This window comes from Pseudomonas sp. IPO3778 (assembly GCF_013386825.1).
Lineage (GTDB): Bacteria > Pseudomonadota > Gammaproteobacteria > Pseudomonadales > Pseudomonadaceae > Aquipseudomonas.
This window is the reverse complement of record NZ_JACARC010000066.1, coordinates 29,154-50,240: the sequence shown is the minus strand read 5'-3', so window position 1 is coordinate 50,240 and position 21,087 is coordinate 29,154. Positions and strand designations below refer to the sequence as shown.

The following is a 21,087-nucleotide window of genomic DNA, read 5'->3' as shown; positions in this document are numbered from 1 at the left end:
ATAGTCGGGCCCAGCGGACAGCAACGCAAGGCCCACTGCGCGACTGAATATGACCAGAACCACCCAATGCGTCATATCTTAGCCGCTACGGCAAACAAGCGAAACGCCCATGATAGAGCCTCCCGCTTAAACCGCCACCACCTCCGACGACTGCACCCCCGCCAAAGGGGTGAATGGATCGTTCAACCAACCCTTCACCAACGGCCACACTTCGGCCTGGGCGGCCTTGCTGACGAGCATCTCCACATGTCCGAAATCCCCGCTGAACCCTTGCTTGCGCCCAAGGCACAGGTACTGGCGATGCTCCGCGCCAACTTGCTCGAAGAGTTTACGGCACGCCCAGGCCGGGTCCTGGTGATCGCCGGCGGCGCTGACGGCCAATAGCGGCACGTCGACCTCTGCCAGGCCTTTCCACCAATCCTGCTTCCCTTCGCCAAAGCGGCCAAACAGGCCATTCCAGCGCATGGCATCAATGAGTACACCCGCCGGCTCGTCTTCTGGGCCACGTTTCAGTCGTGAACCCGATAAATGGCCGAAACGCTTCAACAGCAGGCGGCCAGTCCATTCCACCGGGGGCAATTTCAACGGCCAATGGGTACGGCTGACCTGGCAGCCAAACAACGCCACCGAGGCCACTGCCGGCGCGCCAAGGTGCTGCCCACCCAAGGCCGCAGCCAAAGTTGTGCCACCCAGGGAATGCCCGACCCAGTGGGGAATCTGCGCGCTTTGCTCACGCACAAAGGCGGCAATGGCCGGCAAGTCGTAGCGAGCATAGTCGGCGACGCGGTTTTTGGCGTAGTCCTGGTTACGCCGGGACAGCCCATGGCCGCGCATCTCCGGAATCCAGACGTCGAACCCCTCGCGTGCCAGGTAAGCCCCCAGGCCGATCCCCTTCGGCGAATACCAGAAGCGTCGATTGGAGAAGCTGCCATGTAACAAAACCACCGGCACGCCCCGGTTTTCCGGGACATCAGCCAGGCCCAGGCGGGTCACGGCCAGCTCGACGGTGCCGTCGGGGCTGTTGCCGGGCTTGAGGCGGTACACGTCTTCACTCAGGTCGCCACGACGCTCAGCGCTGATCAAGGCGACGGGAAACAGGTTGCTGCTGCTTTGCATAATGCTCTTGCACAAAAAAGGGCGGCGTCCGGTAGGAGTTCCGCCCTGTACAGAATGAGAAATGCCGGCCAATCGCAAGATTGACCGGCACTTTGGGGTGTTACGTCTTACGCCGGCGCTTGGCCTTCAGCCAGGAAGAACCAGGTTTCCAGTACGGAATCGGGGTTCAGCGAGACGCTTTCGATGCCCTGTTCCATCAGCCATTTGGCCAGGTCCGGGTGATCGGAAGGGCCTTGGCCGCAGATGCCGATGTACTTGCCAGCCTTGTTGCACGCCTGGATGGCGTTGGCCAGCAGCTTCTTGACCGCAGGGTTACGCTCGTCGAACAGGTGAGCGATGATCCCGGAGTCGCGGTCCAGGCCCAGGGTCAGCTGGGTCAGGTCGTTGGAGCCGATGGAGAAGCCGTCGAAGAATTCCAGGAACTCTTCGGCCAGGATGGCGTTGGACGGCAGCTCGCACATCATGATGACGCGCAAGCCGTTTTCACCACGGGACAGGCCGTTTTCAGCCAGCAGGTCGACTACCTGGCTCGCCTCGCCCAGGGTGCGCACGAACGGCACCATGATTTCGACGTTGGTCAGGCCCATCTCATTGCGCACGCGCTTGAGGGCGCGGCATTCCAGCTCGAAGCAATCGCGGAACGCTTCGCTGATGTAACGGGAGGCGCCACGGAAGCCCAGCATCGGGTTTTCTTCTTCCGGCTCGTAGAGCTTGCCGCCGATCAGGTTGGCGTATTCGTTGGACTTGAAGTCCGACAGCCGCACGATGACCTTTTTCGGGTAGAACGCCGCCGCCAGGGTGCTGATGCCTTCCACCAGTTTCTCGACGTAGAAGCCCACCGGGTCGTTGTAACCGGCGATGCGCTTGTCGACGCTTTCCTTGATGTCCAGCGGCAGGCCGTCGTAGTTCAGCAGCGCCTTGGGGTGCACGCCGATCATGCGGTTGATGATGAACTCCAGGCGGGCCAGGCCCACACCGGCGTTCGGCAACTGCGCGAAATCGAAGGCGCGGTCCGGGTTACCGACGTTCATCATGATCTTGAACGGCAGGTCCGGCATGGCGTCAATGGAGTTTTGCTTGATGTCGAAGCCCAGCTCACCTTCGAAGATGAAGCCGGTGTCGCCTTCAGCGCAGGACACGGTCACGCCCTGGCCGTCTTTCAACAGCTGGGTGGCGTTGCCGCAACCGACCACGGCAGGGATCCCCAGTTCACGGGCGATGATCGCCGCGTGGCACGTACGCCCGCCACGGTTGGTGACGATGGCGCTGGCGCGTTTCATCACCGGTTCCCAGTCCGGGTCGGTCATGTCGGAGACCAGCACGTCGCCTGGCTGGACCTTGTCCATCTCGGACACGTCCTTGATGATCCGCACCTTGCCGGCGCCGATGCGCTGGCCGATGGCACGGCCTTCCACCAGCACGGTGCCGGTTTCTTTCAACAGGTAGCGTTCCATGACGTTGGCCGAGGTGCGGCTCTTCACGGTTTCAGGGCGGGCCTGAACGATGTACAGCTTGCCGTCGTCACCGTCTTTGGCCCATTCGATGTCCATCGGGCACTTGTAGTGCTTCTCGATGATCATCGCCTGCTTGGCCAGCTCGCTGACTTCGGCGTCGGACAGGCAGAAACGCGCGCGCTCGGCCTTGTCGACGTCAACGGTTTTTACCGAGCGACCGGCCTTGGCCTCGTCGCCGTAGATCATCTTGATTGCCTTGCTGCCCAGGTTGCGGCGCAGGATGGCCGGGCGACCGGCTTCAAGGGTGTGTTTGTGGACGTAGAATTCGTCCGGGTTCACCGCGCCTTGTACGACGGTTTCGCCGAGGCCGTAGGCACCGGTGATGAACACCACGTCACGGAAGCCCGACTCGGTGTCCAGGGTGAACATCACGCCGGCGGTACCCGTTTCCGAACGCACCATGCGCTGCACACCGGCAGACAGGGCCACCAGCTTGTGGTCGAAACCCTGGTGTACACGGTAGGAAATGGCGCGGTCATTGAACAGCGAGGCGAACACTTCCTTGGCCGCGCGGATCACGTTTTCCACGCCGCGGATGTTCAGGAAGGTTTCTTGCTGACCGGCGAAGGAGGCGTCTGGCAGGTCTTCGGCGGTGGCCGAGGAGCGCACGGCGACGGCCATGTCCGGGTTACCGGCCGACAGCGTGGCAAACGCGGTGCGGATCTCGGCGTTGAGCTTCTCGGGGAACTCGGCTTCCATGATCCATTGACGGATCTGGGCGCCGGTCTTGGCCAGGGCGTTGACGTCATCGACGTCCAGCGCATCGAGGGCGGCATGGATCTGATCGTTGAGGCCGCTCAACTCGAGGAAATCACGGTAAGCCTGGGCGGTGGTGGCAAAACCACCTGGCACCGATACACCGGCGCCCGCAAGATTACTGATCATCTCGCCCAGGGATGCGTTCTTGCCCCCTACGTGCTCTACATCATGGACGCCGAGCTTATCGAGGGAAACTACGTACTCTACCAAGGTGATCTCTCCACTTTCTGTGTTGGAAAAGCTCAGGACGCCGGCGGCTCAGTAGGAGCGGTTACCGGCGTTTGTGGCCTGGACCTGGAAAATAAGTGAGAATGCGGCCCACTGCGGGACGGCAAAATCGCGCCTATCATATCCAAGATTCGTCATCAGCTTAAGGCCCAAGGCTCAAATGAAACGATCTGCTTTCTTTATCTCCGACGGCACCGGCATCACAGCCGAAACCCTGGGTCAAAGCCTGCTGGCGCAGTTCGAAAACATTACCTTCAGCAAATTCACGCGACCCTATATCGATAGCGTGGATAAAGCGCGAGCCATGGTACAACAAATCAATCTGGCGGCCGAAAAAGACGGATTTCGTCCGATCATTTTCGACACCATCGTCAATCAGGACATTCGTGAGATCCTCGCCACCTCCAATGGTTTCATGATCGACATCTTCTCTACCTTCCTGGCGCCGCTGGAACAAGAGTTAAGTGAACATTCGTCATACTCCGTCGGAAAATCTCACTCCATTGGCCACAACTCCAACTATATGGAGCGGATCGAGGCGGTGAACTTTGCCCTCGACAACGACGACGGCGCCCGCACCCACTACTACGACAAGGCTGATTTGATCCTGGTGGGCGTGTCCCGCTGCGGCAAGACGCCGACCTGCCTTTATATGGCCATGCAATTCGGGATTCGCGCGGCCAACTACCCGCTGACCGAAGACGACATGGAACACCTGACGCTGCCCGCCGCCCTGCGCGCGCACCAGCACAAGCTGTTCGGGCTGACCATTGACCCGGACCGGCTGACGGCGATTCGTAATGAACGCAAGCCCAATAGCCGGTACTCCAGCTATGCGCAGTGCGAATTTGAAGTGCGGGAAGTGGAAAATCTGTTCCGCCGGGAGAATATTGCGCACATCAATTCCACGCATTTTTCGGTGGAAGAGATTTCGGCGAAGATTCTGGTGGAGAAAGGTGTGGAGCGGCGGTTCAAGTAACTCCGCTCTCTGGCCAAGGTGCTTGTGTGGCGAGGGAGCTTGCTCCCGCTCGGCTGCGCAGCAGCCGTAAACCAGACGACTGTTAGTTAACTGACACCAACCGGTAAATGGCCTTGGGGCTGCTTCGCAGCCCAACGGGAGCAAGCTCCCTCGCCACAGGGGCCATGCTCACAACGGCTGTCGATGTTCACAAGTGAAACCGTCCCCCGCCCTGCCCCAGCGCCGTCGCCAGCGCATCAAACCCGTCCAGCAACAACTGATCATCCCCCGACGTATTGCAGATACTCGCCCGAATAAACTGCGGCACCGCCGTCTGGCCCACCGCAAACGCTTCGGCTGTGGCAATCAGGTAATTGTTCTGCTTCAGCTCCGCCTCGATTTCCGACGCGCGCCAAGGCTCCGGGACTTCGATCCAGAAGTGCGGGCTATTGAGGTGGGTACGGTACTCCAGACCGATCAACAACCCCTCAACCAGTGCTTTACGCCGACTGATTTCCTGGATCTGCTGGTGCAGCAAGTGCTCTGCCGTGCCGTTTTCGATCCATTGGGTCGCCAGTTCCAGGGTGACCGGGGTGGCCATCCAGCAGGTTGAGCGCAACGCTGCAGAGATCCGGCTGACCAGCGCCGGCGGCGCGTGCACATACCCCACGCGCAACCCCGCCGATACCGCTTTGCTCAGGCTGCTGATCAGAATCGTACGCTCGGGCGCAAAAAAGCTCAGGGGCGGCGGGCGATCTTCCACCAGTACGCCGTGAGCCTCGTCCTCGAGAATCAGCAGATTGTGTTCCCGGCACACCTTGACCAGCGCCTCACGGCGCGCGACCGACAGCACCGCCGTCGTAGGATTCTGGATGGTCGGCGTGCAGTACAGCGCCGACACCCGGTGATTGCGGCAGACCTCATCCAGCGCGCTCGGCAACAGCCCTTCTTCATCCATTTCCAGGCCGATCAGGCGTATGCCCAGCATCCGCGCGGCGGTGATCAGCCCCGGGTAGGTCAGTTGTTCGGTAACCACCGTGTCGCCGGCCCGTAGCAGCGCCATCATCGCGCAGAGCAGCCCATGCTGGCCGCCGTTCACGCAAATCACCTGTTCAGGAATCGGGTGGAAATCCCGTTGCACCAACCACTGCGCACCGGCGGCCCGATAACGTGGCAGCCCGGCATCCGGTGTATAGGCGCTGATGTCCTGCAAGAACTTGGCGTTGTTCGCCAGCGTCTGGAAGCTCTGGGCCAGGAACGTGGTTTCCTGCCCCGGAATATGCATGTTGCGGCTCATATCAAAGTACTGCCGCGGCTCGTCGCTGAAGTTGCGAAAGCCTTCATCCCGCTGGCGCTCCATCCCACGCTTGCGTACGAAGGTGCCGTCACCCACCCGCGCCACCACCAACCCCAGCCGCTCCAGCTCACCGTAAGCCCGGCTGATGGTGCCAATGGTCACCCCGAGATTGTCGGAAAGCACCCGATGGGGCGGCAGTTTGCGTCCTGGTTCAATCAAGCCTTCAAGGATGCCCCGCTCCATGACATCGGACAGGCGTTTGTACTTCACGCCCTGCCCGCTGGAGAGTCCTTCTCGCATAATTGACACCATGTCAATATTTGTTTTGACAGCCATCATTCGCCCTAATAGTGTGCTTTTACGGGTTCAATCACCGAATCAAGGCACTCAATATAGAGGTCAATTCGGTCTCATGGAAGCAATGTCACGATGCCAATGTCCGCCGTTCTAGAAAACGCTGAAAAAACAAAAACTCACAAGCAGTGGTTGGCTGGGCTGATTACCAGTGTGATGTTCCTGATCGTCTGCCTGAGCTGGGGCACCACCTGGCTGGGTATCAAGATTGCCGTGGAAAGCGTGCCGCCACTGACCTCCGCCGGGCTGCGGTTTTTGATCGCCTTTCCGCTGTTCCTGTGTTTTGCCTGGGTGCGCCGCGAGCCGATCCTGTTTCCCCGGGAGAGCCGCTGGTTCTTCGTGTTCGTCACGCTGTCCTACTTCAGCATTCCGTATTACCTGCTCAACTACGGTGAGATGCATGTCTCGTCCGGCCTCACCGCCCTGCTGTTCAGCTGCATGCCGGTGTTTATCCTGATTTTCTCCGCGCTGTTCCTGCGTGAACGCATCTACTTTTCCCAGGTGGTCGGTATCGCCATCGGTTTCGGCAGCCTGTACATGATCATCAAGAGCCAGGGCTTGCACCTGGACCATGCCGAGTTCTTCGGGGTGCTGGCGATTCTGACCGCCGCGATCATGCATGCCTTGTGTTACGTGATTACCAAGAAGCAAGGCAGCGCCATCAGCGTGATCACCTACAACACCCTGCCCATCGGCATCGCCGGGCTGATGCTGTTTGTCGCCGGGCTGTGGTTTGAAACCCCAACGTTCGAAGACATCACCCTGCGCTCCTGGAGTGCGCTGTTCTACCTCGGCCTGGTGGCCTCGGTGGGTGGCTTTATCGTGTACTTCATGCTGCTCAAGCGCCTGAGCCCGATCATTTTGTCTTTTGTGTTCATCATCTTCCCGGTGTTCGCGGTGATCATCGGCGCCTGGTACGAAGGCGTGCAGATTTCCAAGGACCTGATGATGTATTCGGCGATCCTGCTGGCCGGCTTTGCCATCACCAAGCTGCCCATCGAAAAGCTCCTGGCGAAGAAAAACTGAGATGAAGGTCCTGAGCCCAACCGCCCTGGAGCAGATTTACGCCCACGCCGACCGCAGCTACCCCGAGGAATGCTGCGGTTTCGTTTTCGCCGACGGCAGCGTGTACCTGGGCAGCAATATCCAGAACGAACTGCACCGCAAGAACCCCGAGATGTATTCACGCAGCGCCGCCAACGGCTACACCTTCTCGGTGGCCGACACGCTGAAGATGAACAAGGCGTTTCGCAGTGATAACCCGGTGGTGGTGATCTACCACTCCCACCCTGACGTCGGCGCATATTTCAGCGACGAAGACCAGGACAAGGCCCTCTTCATGGGCGAGCCGATCTACCCCGTGAGCTATTTGGTGGTGGATGTTCGCCAGGGCAAAACCCAAGGTTCCAAGCTGTTTGCCTGGGATGGCAACGGCTTCGCCCAAAAACCCTTCAACGACCTGCAAACGGAGTTGTGCATGAACGCTGTCTCTTTCCCCGACATCCTGGTCCGCGTGGCCAAGCTGCCAGCACCGACCCTCGAGGGTGCCGGATCGACATTGCGCGAAGTCATTGAAAACCTGTGCGCCGAGCACCCGCAATTGCGCGCGCACCTGCTCTACGAGAACAACCAGCTCAAGGAACACTTCCTGTTCACCGCCGAAGAGGAACTGATCGACGCCAACGACCCGTTGCCCGAGAAGGCAAAAATCGAAGTGCTGCTGGCCACGTCCGGCGGCATGGACGTCGACTCACTGAGCAACGAAGAAGTGCAGCGCTACGTGCGCCACATCACCCTGCCCGGCGTCGGCCGCGAAGGCCAACTGAACCTGAAGAAGGCCAAGGTGCTGATCATCGGCACCGGCGGTCTCGGTTCGCCCATCAGCCTGTACCTGGCGGCAGCCGGCATCGGCACCCTGGGGCTGGTGGATTTCGACGTGGTGGAAAGCAGCAACCTGCAACGCCAGATCGTCCACGGCAACAGCACCCTGGGCATGCCCAAGGTCGAGTCTGCCAAGCAGCGTCTGCAAGACCTGAACAGCCACATCCAGATCAACACCTACGACACCGCTTTCAACACCGACAACGCCCTGGAGCTGGTGGGTGCCTATGACCTGGTGATCGACGGCACCGACAATTTCGAAACCCGCTACCTCGTCAACGACGCCTGCGTGCAACTGGGAAAACCGTTGGTGTACGGCGCGATCTACCGTTTCGACGGGCAAATCAGCGTGCTCAACTATAAAGGCGGGCCGTGCTACCGCTGCCTGTTCCCCCAGGCACCGCCGGCAGAACTGGCACCCAATTGCAGCGCCGGCGGCGTCATCGGCGTATTGCCCGGCGTGGTCGGCATGATCCAGGCCACCGAGGCGATCAAATTGTTGATCGGCATTGGCGAACCCCTGTCGGGCCGGTTGATGCGCTTTGATGCCCTGGCGATGAAATTCAGCGAGATCCGCTTCAAGCGCCGCGCCGAATGCCCTTGCTGCTCCGAGCTGCGCCACACCCAAACCATCGCCCCCGCCGTCTGCGCGGATGCCGTGCCGAGCACACCGTCGTTGGCCGAAGAGCGCTACATCAAGCCACGGGTGCTCAAGCAACTGCTCGAACAACACAGCAAGGCCGACGTGCTGCTGGACGTGCGAGATGCCAGCGAACTGGAGGTGTGCAAGCTGCCAGGGGTGGTGCACATACCCCTGGCCGAACTCGACGGGCAACTCGCCACCCTCAGCCGCGACAATACGCACTACCTGATCTGCTACGCCGGAACTCGCGCGGAACAAGCCGCCACTACCCTGCTGGCAGCCGGATTCGCCAACACCAAAGTACTGCAAGGTGGCATGAAACACTGGGTTCGCGACGTCGAACCCGACATGCCTTTGTACTGATCAGCGGCCATGGGTTCTTACTTGATGTTGCATAACTCGATACTCGACGCGATCGGCCAAACGCCCATCGTGCGCCTGGAACAGTTTTCCGAAGACCTCGGCATTGAGGTCTACGCCAAGCTGGAATCCCTCAACCCCGGCGGCAGCCACAAGGCGCGCATCGCCCTGGGCATGATCCTCGACGCCGAGCGCCGGGGCATTCTGATTCGCGGCTCAGGGCAAACCATCATCGAGCCCAGCGGCGGCAACACCGGCATTGGCCTGGTGATGGCCGGCAACGTGCTGGGCTACAAAGTGGTGCTGGTGATCCCCGACAATTACAGCCCCGAGAAGCAGAAACTGCTGCGGCTGTACGGTGCCAGGGTGGTGCTGTCGGACAGCCGCCAGGGCAACAATTCCCACGGTGAAAAGTGCATGGAGCTACAGCTGGAAAACCCCAGCTACGTGATGCTCAACCAGCAGCGCAACGGCGCCAACCCGCAGACCCACCGTGACACCACCGCCCGGGAAATCATCCGCGCGTTCGGCGAGCAGCGGGTGGACTACTTCGTCAGCGGCATCGGCACCGGCGGCCATATCACCGGCATCGGCGAAACCCTCAAGAGCACCTGGCCGGCGATCCGCGTGATGGGCGTGGAGCCGGAAGAATGCGACCTGCTCAGCGACCGCCACGCGCCGCACCATATCCAGGGCCTGTCCATCGGCTTGATCCCGAGCATTCTCAACGTCGCGATCATCGACGGGATGCTCAAGGTGTCGCGCCAGGAATGCATCGACATGATCAAACGCATCATGCGCACCGACGCCATCAGCCTCGGGCTGTCGTCGGCCGCCAACATGGTGGCCATTGCCAAGCTGGCGCCGGAACTGCCCACCGACACCGTCGTGCTGACGATGGTCTACGACAGTGCCGACAGTTATTTGCCCTGTTTTGAATAACAACTATTGCGGGGGTGCCTCCATGGGGGGCTTTATCGACATGCAACAGCTGCACGATGAGTTGCTCACCCACCTCATCACCACGCTTACACCCGCGCAGCTGAAGCAGCTGGAAGACCACCTTGCGCCGCTGATCCAGGCGGCGGCGCAGGCGGTGGCCGAAGACCTGATCGCCTACGCCTGGCGCGACCCGGCGTCCCGTGGGCGCGGGGAGCTGATCCTGGAGTCCTACGCCTCGTTCAAGGCGGTGCTGTATTACCGGTTGGCGCACCTGGTGTGGAATTTCCCGGACACCAACAACGGCGTGTTTTCCGCCATCGCCCTGAAGCTGAGCAACCAGGGCAAGATTTTGTCCGGTGCCGAGATTCACCCGGCCGCGCGGATCGGCCGGCGCTTTGTGCTGGACCACGGTTACGGCACGGTCATCGGCGAAACCTGCGAGATCGGCAACGACTGCTACATCCTCTGCGGCGTGACCTTGGGCGCCCGGGGCATTGCCAACAACCCCGACGGCAAGCGCCACCCACGCCTGGGCAACAACGTGGAAGTCGGTTCCGGTGCCCGGGTGCTCGGTTATGTGCTGATCGGCGACAACGTGTTTATCAGCCCCTCCTGTGTGATCACCCAGGACGTGCCGGCCGGCACCAAGGTCAAGGTGGTCAATCAGATCCAGCTACAGAAAAACGACGAATCGGACCACAGCAATTACCTCGGCGCGTTTGCCCTCGACGAGCGCCTGCACGTGGTGGGCGAGGTCAACGCCAGCCACAAGGTGACGGTGCTGGACGCCGACTTCCACCCTCTGCCCGGCCTGCTGCTGGAGCCGACGGTCAAGGAACGCCATCACCTGCAATTTCGCCTGCGGCACATCGAAACCGCCGCCTACCCGCCGCGCCTGCCGTTGAACCTGAAGGTGAGCGGGCCCGAATTTGAAATCACCCTGCTCTCTCCCCCTGGTTTGAGCGCGATGGTTCGTCGCCTGCTGCAAGCCAGCCCATTGATCGTCGGAGGTTGAACATGTCCGTGCACACCATGGAAACCCTCGCGCTGTTCGACAGCGCGCCTTACCAGAATGCTTTCAGTGCGCGGGTAATTGCCGTCGGCGAGCAAGGCATCGCCCTGGAGCACACGCTGTTCTATCCCACCGGCGGCGGGCAACCGGGGGACACCGGCCACTTCACCCTGCCCGATGGCAGCCGTGTCGACATCACCGGCACCGTGCGCGACCCGGTGCTGCGCTCGATCATCTGGCACCAGGTGGAACACTGCCCTGAACAACTGGCCGCCGGGATGCAGGTGGACGCCAGCCTGGATTGGGAGCGCCGCTACCAGCACATGAAGATGCACACCTGCCTGCACCTGCTGTGCTCGATCATCGATGCCCCGGTGACCGGTTGCAGCATCAGCTTTGACAAGGGCCGACTGGATTTCGACCTGCCGGAAATGACCCTCGACAAAGAGACCATCACCCGCGACCTCAACGAGCTGATCCAGCAGGCTCACGCGGTCAAGACGTTGTCGATGCCCGCCTCGGAGTATTCCACCCTGCTGCAGATCACCCGTACCCAGGCGGTGGCGCCACCGGTGATCCAGGGTTCGGTGCGGGTCATCGAGATTGCCGGCATCGACATCCAGCCCTGTGGCGGCACCCATGTGACCAACACCGAGGAAATCGGCCGGGTGTTCTGCGAAAAGATCGAGAAGAAAAGCAAACACAACCGCCGGGTGATCCTGCGGTTTGAATAACAGCAAAGCGACGGCCGGGGCGCCAACGCCCTAGCCGCTGTTCGTACAGGAAACTGACAGCAAATTTATGTGCTTGTAACATTCAGAAACGTACAATCCCGCCAGCAACGCCTTGTTACCCCTGACTCGCGAAAACAGCGCCCTTCCTGCCCGGTGGGGCATTCGTGCAGCAGCTAAGCTCACTCCCACCACGCCCCTGAACCTGAACGCTGCAGGAATGACTGCCTATGAAAAGAGTGTTCCGTCACTACATCCCTGCATCCACCTTGCGCTTGCTGCCCAACCGCTGGGACTTGGTCGCCCTGCCCCTGGTGATCGGCTTTTTATTGTTTTTCTCCATCACGGCCCGGGAAACCTGGGCGCCGATCGCCACCCTGCAAAGTGAAGTCATCTCCCTCGACCCGGCCAACCTGCCGGAATACGCGATGCGCACTACGATGCGCATGCTGGCGGCGATGGTTGCAGCGCTGGTTTTCACCCTGTTGTACGGCACCCTGGCCGCCAAGAGCCGGCGCGCCGAAAAACTGCTGGTGCCCGTGCTCGACATCCTGCAATCGGTACCGGTGCTGGGTTACATCTCGTTTACCGTGACGTTCTTCCTGCTGCTGTTCCCCGGGCGCGTGCTAGGCGCGGAGCTGGCGGCCATCTTTGCGATTTTCACCAGCCAGGCCTGGAACATGACGTTCAGCTTCTACCAGTCGCTGCGCATGCTGCCCCATGACCTGGTGGAAGTGTCCACCAACCTGCGGCTGTCCGGCTGGCAGAAGTTCTGGAAGCTCGACGTGCCCTTCGCCATGCCGGGGCTGGTGTGGAACATGATGATGAGCATGTCCGGCGGCTGGTTTTTCGTGGTTGCCTCCGAAGCCATTACCGTCGGCGACAAGACCATCACCTTGCCGGGCGTGGGTTCGTACCTGGCCCTGGCGATTGCCCAGAAAGACCTGCACGCCGTGGGTTACGTGATCCTGGCGATGATTGTGGTCATCCTGATGTACGACCAGTTCCTGTTCCGCCCGCTGGTGGCCTGGGCCGACAAGTTCCGCATGGAAACCACCGCCTCCCAAGGCGCCGCGCCGCAATCCTGGCTGCTGAACCTGATCCAGCGCACGCGCATCGTCCAGCGCATCCTGCGGCCTGTTACCCGCACCGTCAGCCGCCTTGGCAACAAACGCTTCAGCCTGGCGGGCGGTGCACTCAAGGCGTTGCCGGCAGAAACACCCCAGGCATCAAAAGTGATCGACTGGGTGTGGGGCACCCTCATCGCGCTGCTGGCCGCGTATGCGCTGTATCACATCGTGCAGTACGTCGGCACCGAAGTGACCCTGGCCGAAGTCGGCCATGTGTTTGTGCTGGGCCTGATCACGCTGCTGCGGGTGGCCGGCCTGATCCTGATCGCCTCGCTGATCTGGGTGCCCTTGGGCGTGATGATCGGCTTGCGCCCCGCCCTGGCGGAAAAAATCCAGCCGCTGGCGCAGTTTCTCGCGGCCTTCCCGGCGAACCTGCTGTTCCCGGTGTTCGTCATCGTGATCCTGCACTACCACCTCAACCCGGATATCTGGCTGAGCCCGCTGATTGTGCTGGGCACCCAGTGGTACATCCTGTTCAACGTGATCGCTGGCGCCAGCGCGTTTCCCAATGACTTCAAGGAAGTCGCTGCCAACTTCCGCATTCGCGGCTGGTTGTGGTGGCGCAAAGTGATGTTGCCGGGGATTTTCCCGTACTACGTCACCGGCGCCATTACCGCCTCGGGCGGTGCCTGGAACGCCAGTATCGTGTCCGAGTACGTGTCCTGGGGCCAGGACAACGTGGTCGCCCATGGCCTGGGCGCCTACATTGCACAGACCACGGCTGCCGGCGACTTCCCGAAAATCGCCCTGGGCGTGGTGGTGATGTCGATCTTCGTGGTGGCGTTCAACCGCGCGGTCTGGCGGCCGATGTACGCCATGGCTGAAAACAAACTTCGTCTGAATTGATGGGATTCGCTGTGATGACTACCTATACCGAGCACGCCGCCGACACCCCGGAAATCTACTCGTTGAAAAACGTGAACCGGGTGTTCGGCAAAGGTAAAGATGAGTTGCAAGTCCTCAGCGGCGTGGACTTGAGCCTGCACGAAGGCGAGATTGTCGGCATGCTCGGTCGCTCCGGCTCGGGCAAGTCGACCTTGCTGCGCATCATCGCCGGGCTGATTCAGCCGTCGTCAGGCGAAGTACGCTACAACGGCGCGCCGCTCAACGGCCCGGCCGAAGGCGTGGCCATGGTGTTCCAGACCTTCGCGCTGTTCCCGTGGCTGACCGTGCTGGAAAACGTCGAGGCCGGCCTGCAAGCCTTGCAGGTCGAGCGCAAGGAAACCCGCCGGCGCGCCCTGGCGGCCATCGACCTGATCGGCCTGGACGGGTTCGAAAACGCCTACCCGCGGGAATTGTCCGGCGGCATGCGCCAGCGTGTGGGTTTCGCCCGCGGGCTGGTGGTCAACCCGACGCTGCTGTTGATGGACGAACCGTTCTCGGCGCTGGACGTGCTCACCGCTGAAACCCTGCGCACCGACCTGCTGGACCTGTGGAGCGGCAAGCAGCTGCCGATCAAATCGATCCTGATCGTGACCCACAACATCGAAGAAGCCGTGCTGATGTGCGACCGCATCCTGGTGCTGTCGTCCAACCCTGGCCGGGTGGTAGCCGAGATCAAGGTGCCGTTTGCGCACCCGCGCAACCGGCTGGACCCGACCTTCAGGCAAATGGTCGACGACATCTACGCCCTGATGACCGACCGCCGCAGCGCTGACGCGAGCAGAGGCTTACCGGAGCTGAAAATGGGCAGCCTGCTGCCGGAAGTGTCCACCAACCTGATGGCCGGCCTGATCGAAACCCTGGCCGCCGAGCCCTACAATGGCCACGCGGGCCTGCCGACCGTGGCCGAACGGCGCTTGCTGGAAGTCGACGATCTGTTCCCGGTCGCGGAGATGCTCGAACATTTGGGCTTTGCCGAACTCAAGGGTGCGGACATCACCCTCACCGACGCCGGCAAACTGTTCGCCGACTACGGCACCCAGGAGCGTAAAACCCTGTTCGCCGAACACTTGATCCGCCACGTGCCATTGGCCGCCCGCATTCACCAGGTGTTGCTGGAGCGCAGCGGCCACCGTGCACCACGGGTGCGGTTTGAGCAGGAACTGGAAGACTCGCTGACCGAGGCGTTCGTCGAGAAAACCCTGGAAAGCGTGGTGGCCTGGGGACGGTATGCGGAGATTTTCTCCTACGACGACCATACCGAGACGTTCAGCCTGGATGACGTAGAAGGCAGCATGTAACGGCGTGATGTCGACCCCTTTCCATTGAACAACACAGAACAAATGTGGGAGCTGGCTTGCCTGCGATAGCATCACCTCGGTGTATCTGAAAGACCGAGGTGTCTGCATCGCAGGCAAGCCAGCTCCCACATTGATTGGGTTTACACAGTGAGTGCCGTGGTGTTTCTCAGATCACGAACAGGTCCACAAACCGATTCACGGGCGTTGCTTCAAGCCGTGCCTGATCCTTGCACAACGCAAAAATCTCAGCACTGCGCTGTGCGGTAAACCGGGTCGCCAGGTTGGCTTTGAACTTGTCCTCCAGCAACGGAATACCCTCCACCCGACGACGCCGGTGGCCAATCGGGTATTCCACAGCCACCCGTTCGGTACTGGAGCCATCCTTGAAGAACACCTGCACCGCATTGGCGATGGAGCGCTTGTCGGCCTCCAGGTATTCGCGGCTGTAGCGCGGCTCCTCGACGATGACCATCTTGTCCCGCAGCTCATCGATGATCGGGTGGGCCCCGTGGAATTCATCCTCGTATTGCTCGGCCACCAGGTTGCCAAACGCCAGCGGCACGGCGGTCATGTACTGGAGGCAATGGTCGCGGTCCGCCGCATTGGCCAACTGCCCGACCTTGGAAATGATGCGAATCGCCGACTCGTGGGTGGTGATGACGATTTTGTCGATTTCAGGCAGGCGGTGCTTCACTTGCGGGTGCAGGGTCACCGCCGCTTCACAGGCCGTTTGCGCATGGAACTCGGCGGGGAAGCTGATCTTGAACAGCACGTTTTCCATCACATAGGTGCCGTAGGGCTGGGACAGGCTGAAGGCCCGCTTGTCTTCGGGCTTGAGCGCCAGGTCCTTGTTGGTGTGGCTGAACAGCACGTCATAAAAGCCCCACTGCGGCGCGCTCAACACGCCGGGAATCCCCATCTCGCCACGCATGGCGATATCGGCCAGGCGCACCCCGCGACTCGACGCATCCCCCGCGGCCCACGACTTGCGCGAACCGGCGTTCGGCGCATGGCGATACGTACGCAGTGCCTGGCCGTCGACAAACGCCTGGGACAGGGCCGACAGCAGTTGCTCACGGTTGGCGCCCATCAGTTTGGCGGTGACGGCGGTGGAGGCGACTTTCACCAGCAGCACATGGTCAAGACCGACGCGGTTGAAGGAATTTTCCAGGGCAATCACGCCCTGGATTTCGTGGGCCATGATCATCGCCTCCAGCACTGCCCGCACGGTCAGCGGCGCGTCGCCATTGGCCACGCGTTTTTGCGAGAGGTGGTCAGCGACGGCGAGGATGCCGCCGAGGTTATCGGAAGGATGGCCCCATTCGGCGGCGAGCCAGGTGTCGTTGTAGTCGAGCCAGCGCACGATGCAGCCGATGTCCCACGCGGCCTTGACCGGGTCCAGGCGGAACGAGGTGCCCGGCACCCGCGCACCGAAGGGCACCACCGTGCCTTCGACGATCGGCCCCAGGTGCTTGGTGCACTCCGGAAAACGCAGGGCCAGCAGGCCGCAACCGAGGGTGTCCATCAGGCAGTGGCGGGCGGTGTCCAGGGCGTCGCGGGACTCGATCTTGAAACTCAGGACGTAGTCGGCGATGTCCTGCAGGACCTGGTCGTAGTCGGGGCGGTTGTTTTGGTCGACGTTGGCGCTCATGGCAGTACTCCAAAGTGGGTTAGGTGTGGTCCATCCTCAGCGTCAGGGTTGATGTGTTTTTTAAAGGCAGATCTTGGTGTCTGCCTGATCGTGGTGCGTCTGGTGGAATCGCCCCTCACCCTAGCCCTCTCCCCAGAGGGGAGAGGGGACTGATTGGGGGATATTGCAGATTTACGGCGACCTGAACGAGTTGCGTTGAATCCACAATCGACTCGATCTCTCAGGTCGCAAAATTCCTTCAGACACCTCGGTCAGTACCCTCTCCCCTCCAGGGAGAGGGTTAGGGTGAGGGGTGATTCTCAAGTTAAAACGCGTCGCCGGGCACGCGCACAAAGCCTTCCATCAACACCCGCGCACTGCGGCTCATGATGGCCTTTTTCACGACCCATTCACCGTCGACCTGGCTGGCCTCGGCGCCTACGCGCAACGTGCCGGATGGATGCCCGAACCGCACCGCATTGCGCTCCACACCGCCCGCCGCCACATTCACCAGCGTGCCGGAAATCGCCGCCGCCGTGCCAATCGCCACCGCCGCCGTACCCATCATCGCGTGGTGCAACTTGCCCATGGACAGCGCGCGCACCAGCAGGTCCACATCGCCGGCCTTGATCGCCTTGCCGCTGGACGCCACGTAATCCGCCGGCCGTGCCACAAACGCCACCTTCGGCGTGTGCTGCCGCTGGGCCGCTTCGTCCAGGTGCTTGATCAGGCCCATGCGCAACGCACCGTGGGCACGGATGGTTTCAAACATCGCCAGGGCCTTGGGGTCGCTGTTGATCGCGCCCTGCAGCTCGGTGCCGGTGTAACCCAGGTCCTGGGCATTGATAAAGATGGTGGGAATCCCGGCATTGATCAGCGTCGCCTTGAACGTGCCCACACCCGGCACTTCCAGGTCATCCACCAGGTTGCCGGTAGGGAACATCGAGCCACCGCCGCCCTCTTCTTCTGCCGCCGGGTCCATGAACTCCAGCTGCACTTCGGCCGCCGGGAAGGTCACGCCGTCCAGTTCGAAGTCGCCGGTTTCCTGCACCGCACCGTCGGTGATCGGCACGTGGGCGATGATGGTCTTGCCGATATTCGCCTGCCACACCCGCACCACGGCCACACCGTTGTGCGGAACGCGTGCGGCGTCCACCAGCCCGGCGCTGATGGCGAAGGAGCCCACCGCCGCCGACAGGTTGCCGCAGTTGCCGCTCCAGTCCACGAACGGTTTGTCGATGGACACCTGGCCAAACAGGTAGTCCACGTCGTGATCGGCGCGGGTGCTCTTGGCGAGGATTACGGTTTTGCTGGTGCTGGAGGTGGCGCCGCCCATGCCGTCGATTTGCTTGTCGTACGGGTCGGGGCTGCCGATCACCCGCAGCAACAAGGCATCCCGCGCAGCGCCGGGAACCTGGGCCGATTCGGGCAAATCCTTGAGGCTGAAAAACACGCCTTTACTGGTGCCGCCACGCATGTAGGTGGCGGGAATCTTGATCTGCGGTACGTGTGCCATGGTGGTCCTCATGGGCCGGGGCGTTCACCCCGGCCGCGGTTGTCAGGCGGTAACAGCCGATTCCAGGAAGTCCTGGGCAAAACGTTGCAACACGCCGCCCGCCTCGTAGATCGACACTTCTTCAGCCGTGTCCAGGCGGCAGGTCACCGGCACCTCGACACGCTCGCCATTCCTGCGGTTGATCACCAACGTCAGTTGGGCGCGCGGGGTGCGCTCGCCGATCACGTCGTAGGTTTCGGTGCCGTCGATCTTCAGGGTCTTGCGGTCGGTGCCCGGCAGGAACTCCAGGGGCAGCACGCCCATGCCCACCAGGTTGGTACGGTGGATGCGCTCGAAGCCTTCGGCGGCAATCGCTTCCACACCGGCCAGGCGTACGCCCTTGGCCGCCCAGTCCCGGGACGAACCTTGCCCGTAGTCGGCACCGGCAATGATGATCAGCGGCTGCTTGCGTTCCATGTAGGTTTCGATGGCTTCCCACATGCGCGTGACCGTGCCTTCGGGCTCCAGGCGCGCCAGGGAACCCTGCTTGACCTTGCCGTCTTCGATGACCATTTCATTGAACAGTTTCGGATTGGCGAAGGTGGCGCGCTGCGCGGTCAAATGGTCGCCGCGATGGGTCGCGTAGGAGTTGAAGTCGACTTCCGGCAAGCCCATTTTCGCCAGGTATTCGCCGGCGGCGCTGTCGAGCATGATCGCGTTGGACGGCGACAGGTGATCGGTGGTGATGTTATCCGGCAGCACTGCCAGCGGGCGCATGCCCTTGAGCGGACGCGCGCCGGCCAGGGCCCCTTCCCAATACGGCGGGCGGCGGATGTAGGTGCTCTGCGGGCGCCAGTCGTACAGCGGCGTGACCTTGGGGCCGGTGTCTTCGTGGATCGCGAACATCGGGATGTAGACCTGGCGGAACTGCTCCGGCTTGACCGAGGCCTTGACCACCGCGTCGATTTCTTCGTCGCTCGGCCAGATGTCCTTCAGGCGGATTTCCTGGCCGCTGGCGTCCAGGCCCAGTACGTCTTTTTCGATGTCGAAACGGATGGTACCGGCAATCGCGTAAGCCACCACCAGTGGCGGCGACGCGAGGAACGCTTGCTTGGCGTACGGGTGGATACGGCCATCGAAGTTGCGGTTACCCGAGAGCACGGCGGTGGCGTACAAATCGCGGTCGATGATCTCTTGCTGGATCACCGGGTCGAGTGCGCCAGACATGCCGTTGCAGGTGGTGCAGGCGAACGCCACCACGCCGAAACCCAACTGCTCCAGTTCGGTGGTCAGCCCGGCTTCGTCGAGGTACATGGCTACGGTTTTCGAACCCGGCGCCAGGGACGACTTGACCCACGGCTTGCGGGCCAGCCCGAGCTTGTTGGCGTTGCGCGCCAGCAGCCCGGCGGCAATCACGTTGCGCGGGTTGCTGGTGTTGGTGCAGCTGGTGATGGCGGCGATGATCACCGCGCCGTCGGGCATTTGCCCCGGCACATCATCCCACTGGCCAGAGATGCCCTTGGCCGCCAGATCGCTGGTGGCGACGCGGGCGTGGGGGTTGCTCGGGCCGGCCATATTGCGCACCACCGAGGACAGGTCGAAGCTCAGGCCACGCTCGTATTGCGCGCCCTTGAGGTCGTCCGCCCACAGGCCGGTGTGGCGAGCGTACTGCTCCACCAGGGTGACTTGTTCGTCTTCACGGCCGGTGAGTTTCAGGTAGGCAATGGTTTGTTGGTCGATGTAGAACATCGCCGCCGTGGCGCCGTATTCCGGGGCCATGTTGGAGATGGTGGCGCGGTCGCCCAGGGTCAGGGCCGAGGCGCCTTCGCCGAAGAACTCCAGCCACGCACCGACGACCTTTTGCTTGCGCAGGTACTCGGTCAGCGCCAGCACCATGTCGGTGGCGGTGATGCCTGGTTGCAGCTTGCCCGTCAGCTCTACGCCCACGCTTTCCGGCAGGCGCATCCACGAGGCACGGCCGAGCATCACGCTCTCCGCTTCCAGGCCGCCCACGCCAATGGCGATCACGCCCAAGGCATCAACGTGTGGCGTGTGGCTGTCGGTGCCGACGCAGGTATCGGGGAAGGCCACGCCGTCACGCACCTGGATCACCGGAGACATTTTCTCCAGGTTGATCTGGTGCATGATCCCGTTGCCCGGCGGGATCACGTCGACGTTCTTGAAGGCCTTTTTGGTCCACTCGATAAAGTGGAAACGGTCTTCGTTGCGGCGGTCTTCGATGGCGCGGTTTTTCTCGAACGCGTCCGGGTCAAACCCACCGGCTTCGACGGCCAGGGAGTGGTCGACGATCAGTTGGGTGGGCACCACCGGGTTGACCTGGGCCGGGTCACCGCCTTGCAGGGCGATGGCATCGCGCAGGCCGGCGAGGTCCACCAGGGCGGTCTGGCCGAGAATGTCGTGGCACACCACGCGGGCCGGGAACCAGGGGAAGTCGAGGTCGCGTTTGCGTTCGATCAGCTGGCTCAGGGAGGCATTGAGGGTCGCGGGGTCGCAGCGACGCACCAGGTTTTCCGCGAGTACGCGGGAAGTGTAAGGCAGGGTGGCGTAGGCGCCGGGGGTGATTGCATCGACTGCCGCACGGGCGTCGTAGAAATCGAGGCGGCTGCCGGGCAGCGGTTTGCGGTGGTCAGTGTTCATAGGCTGGGACTCGGTCACGGTAAGGTGTACAGCAAAAAACTGTGGCATTGGCCTGGATGAACACGGTCCCTGTGGGAGCCGGGCTTGCCCGCGATGCAGGCACCTTGGTGTGTCAGTTACACCGAGGTGATGCTATCGCAGGCAAGCCAGCTCCCACATTGAACCGGTTCCGATCCTTAAAACTGGCGCCTCAGAT

At 61.8% G+C, this 21,087-nt stretch carries 14 protein-coding genes; 8 read left to right on the top strand and 6 right to left on the bottom strand.

Annotation, left to right across the window (positions count from 1 at the left end):
- Window positions 1-126: 126 nt before the first annotated feature.
- Window positions 127-1,116: an alpha/beta fold hydrolase gene (locus HX855_RS28740; RefSeq protein ID WP_177082327.1), complete on the bottom strand. Its 990-nt coding sequence runs from the start codon at window positions 1,114-1,116 to the stop codon at window positions 127-129.
- Between the two features lie 107 nt (window positions 1,117-1,223).
- Window positions 1,224-3,599 carry a phosphoenolpyruvate synthase gene (gene ppsA / locus HX855_RS28735; RefSeq protein ID WP_076017171.1) on the bottom strand — a complete coding sequence of 792 codons (2,376 nt, stop codon included), beginning with the start codon at window positions 3,597-3,599 and terminating at the stop codon, window positions 1,224-1,226.
- 178 nt (window positions 3,600-3,777) lie between these two features.
- On the opposite strand from ppsA, the gene HX855_RS28730 reads away from it, so the two are divergent.
- Window positions 3,778-4,596: a pyruvate, water dikinase regulatory protein gene (locus tag HX855_RS28730; RefSeq protein WP_010176424.1), complete on the top strand. Its 819-nt coding sequence runs from the start codon at window positions 3,778-3,780 to the stop codon at window positions 4,594-4,596.
- A 187-nt stretch (window positions 4,597-4,783) separates the two neighbouring features.
- Here the strand turns inward: HX855_RS28730 and HX855_RS28725 are convergent, their stop codons facing one another.
- Window positions 4,784-6,208: a PLP-dependent aminotransferase family protein gene (locus tag HX855_RS28725; RefSeq protein ID WP_177082329.1), complete on the bottom strand. Its 1,425-nt coding sequence runs from the start codon at window positions 6,206-6,208 to the stop codon at window positions 4,784-4,786.
- Between the two features lie 150 nt (window positions 6,209-6,358).
- Here HX855_RS28725 and HX855_RS28720 point away from each other — a divergent pair, with 150 nt between their 5' ends.
- The 7 genes from HX855_RS28720 to HX855_RS28690 all read left to right on the top strand — a co-directional run bounded on the left by HX855_RS28720 (window position 6,359) and on the right by HX855_RS28690 (window position 15,108).
- On the top strand, window positions 6,359-7,252 hold the full coding sequence (locus HX855_RS28720; RefSeq protein WP_177082696.1) for a DMT family transporter: 894 nt from the start codon (window positions 6,359-6,361) through the stop codon (window positions 7,250-7,252).
- A gap of 1 nt (window position 7,253) precedes the next feature.
- Window positions 7,254-9,113, top strand: a complete 1,860-nt coding sequence (gene moeB, locus HX855_RS28715) for a molybdopterin-synthase adenylyltransferase MoeB (protein WP_177082331.1) — start codon at window positions 7,254-7,256, stop codon at window positions 9,111-9,113.
- Window positions 9,114-9,137: 24 nt separating this feature from the next.
- Window positions 9,138-10,052, top strand: coding sequence for a PLP-dependent cysteine synthase family protein (locus HX855_RS28710; protein WP_177082698.1), 915 nt, complete (start codon window positions 9,138-9,140; stop codon window positions 10,050-10,052).
- Window positions 10,053-10,074: 22 nt separating this feature from the next.
- Window positions 10,075-11,067, top strand: a complete 993-nt coding sequence (locus HX855_RS28705) for a serine O-acetyltransferase (RefSeq protein WP_177082333.1) — start codon at window positions 10,075-10,077, stop codon at window positions 11,065-11,067.
- Window positions 11,068-11,069: 2 nt separating this feature from the next.
- A complete protein-coding gene (locus tag HX855_RS28700) occupies window positions 11,070-11,798 on the top strand; it encodes an alanyl-tRNA editing protein (protein ID WP_177082335.1) in 729 nt (242 codons plus the stop codon).
- A gap of 227 nt (window positions 11,799-12,025) precedes the next feature.
- Window positions 12,026-13,771: an ABC transporter permease subunit gene (locus HX855_RS28695; RefSeq protein ID WP_177082337.1), complete on the top strand. Its 1,746-nt coding sequence runs from the start codon at window positions 12,026-12,028 to the stop codon at window positions 13,769-13,771.
- Window positions 13,772-13,785: 14 nt separating this feature from the next.
- Window positions 13,786-15,108 carry an AAA-associated domain-containing protein gene (locus HX855_RS28690; protein WP_177082339.1) on the top strand — a complete coding sequence of 441 codons (1,323 nt, stop codon included), beginning with the start codon at window positions 13,786-13,788 and terminating at the stop codon, window positions 15,106-15,108.
- 166 nt (window positions 15,109-15,274) lie between these two features.
- On the opposite strand, the gene prpD is transcribed toward HX855_RS28690, so the two are convergent.
- The 3 genes from prpD to acnD form a co-directional block, all read right to left on the bottom strand.
- Window positions 15,275-16,759 carry a 2-methylcitrate dehydratase gene (gene prpD / locus HX855_RS28685; RefSeq protein ID WP_177082341.1) on the bottom strand — a complete coding sequence of 495 codons (1,485 nt, stop codon included), beginning with the start codon at window positions 16,757-16,759 and terminating at the stop codon, window positions 15,275-15,277.
- Between the two features lie 304 nt (window positions 16,760-17,063).
- Entirely contained in the window at window positions 17,064-18,254 is a 1,191-nt protein-coding gene (prpF, locus tag HX855_RS28680; RefSeq protein WP_177082343.1) for a 2-methylaconitate cis-trans isomerase PrpF, read from the bottom strand.
- Between the two features lie 42 nt (window positions 18,255-18,296).
- The gene (gene acnD, locus HX855_RS28675; protein WP_177082344.1) at window positions 18,297-20,891 is read right to left on the bottom strand and encodes a Fe/S-dependent 2-methylisocitrate dehydratase AcnD; all 2,595 of its coding nucleotides are present in this window, start codon (window positions 20,889-20,891) and stop codon (window positions 18,297-18,299) included.
- Between the last annotated feature and the right edge of the window lie 196 nt (window positions 20,892-21,087).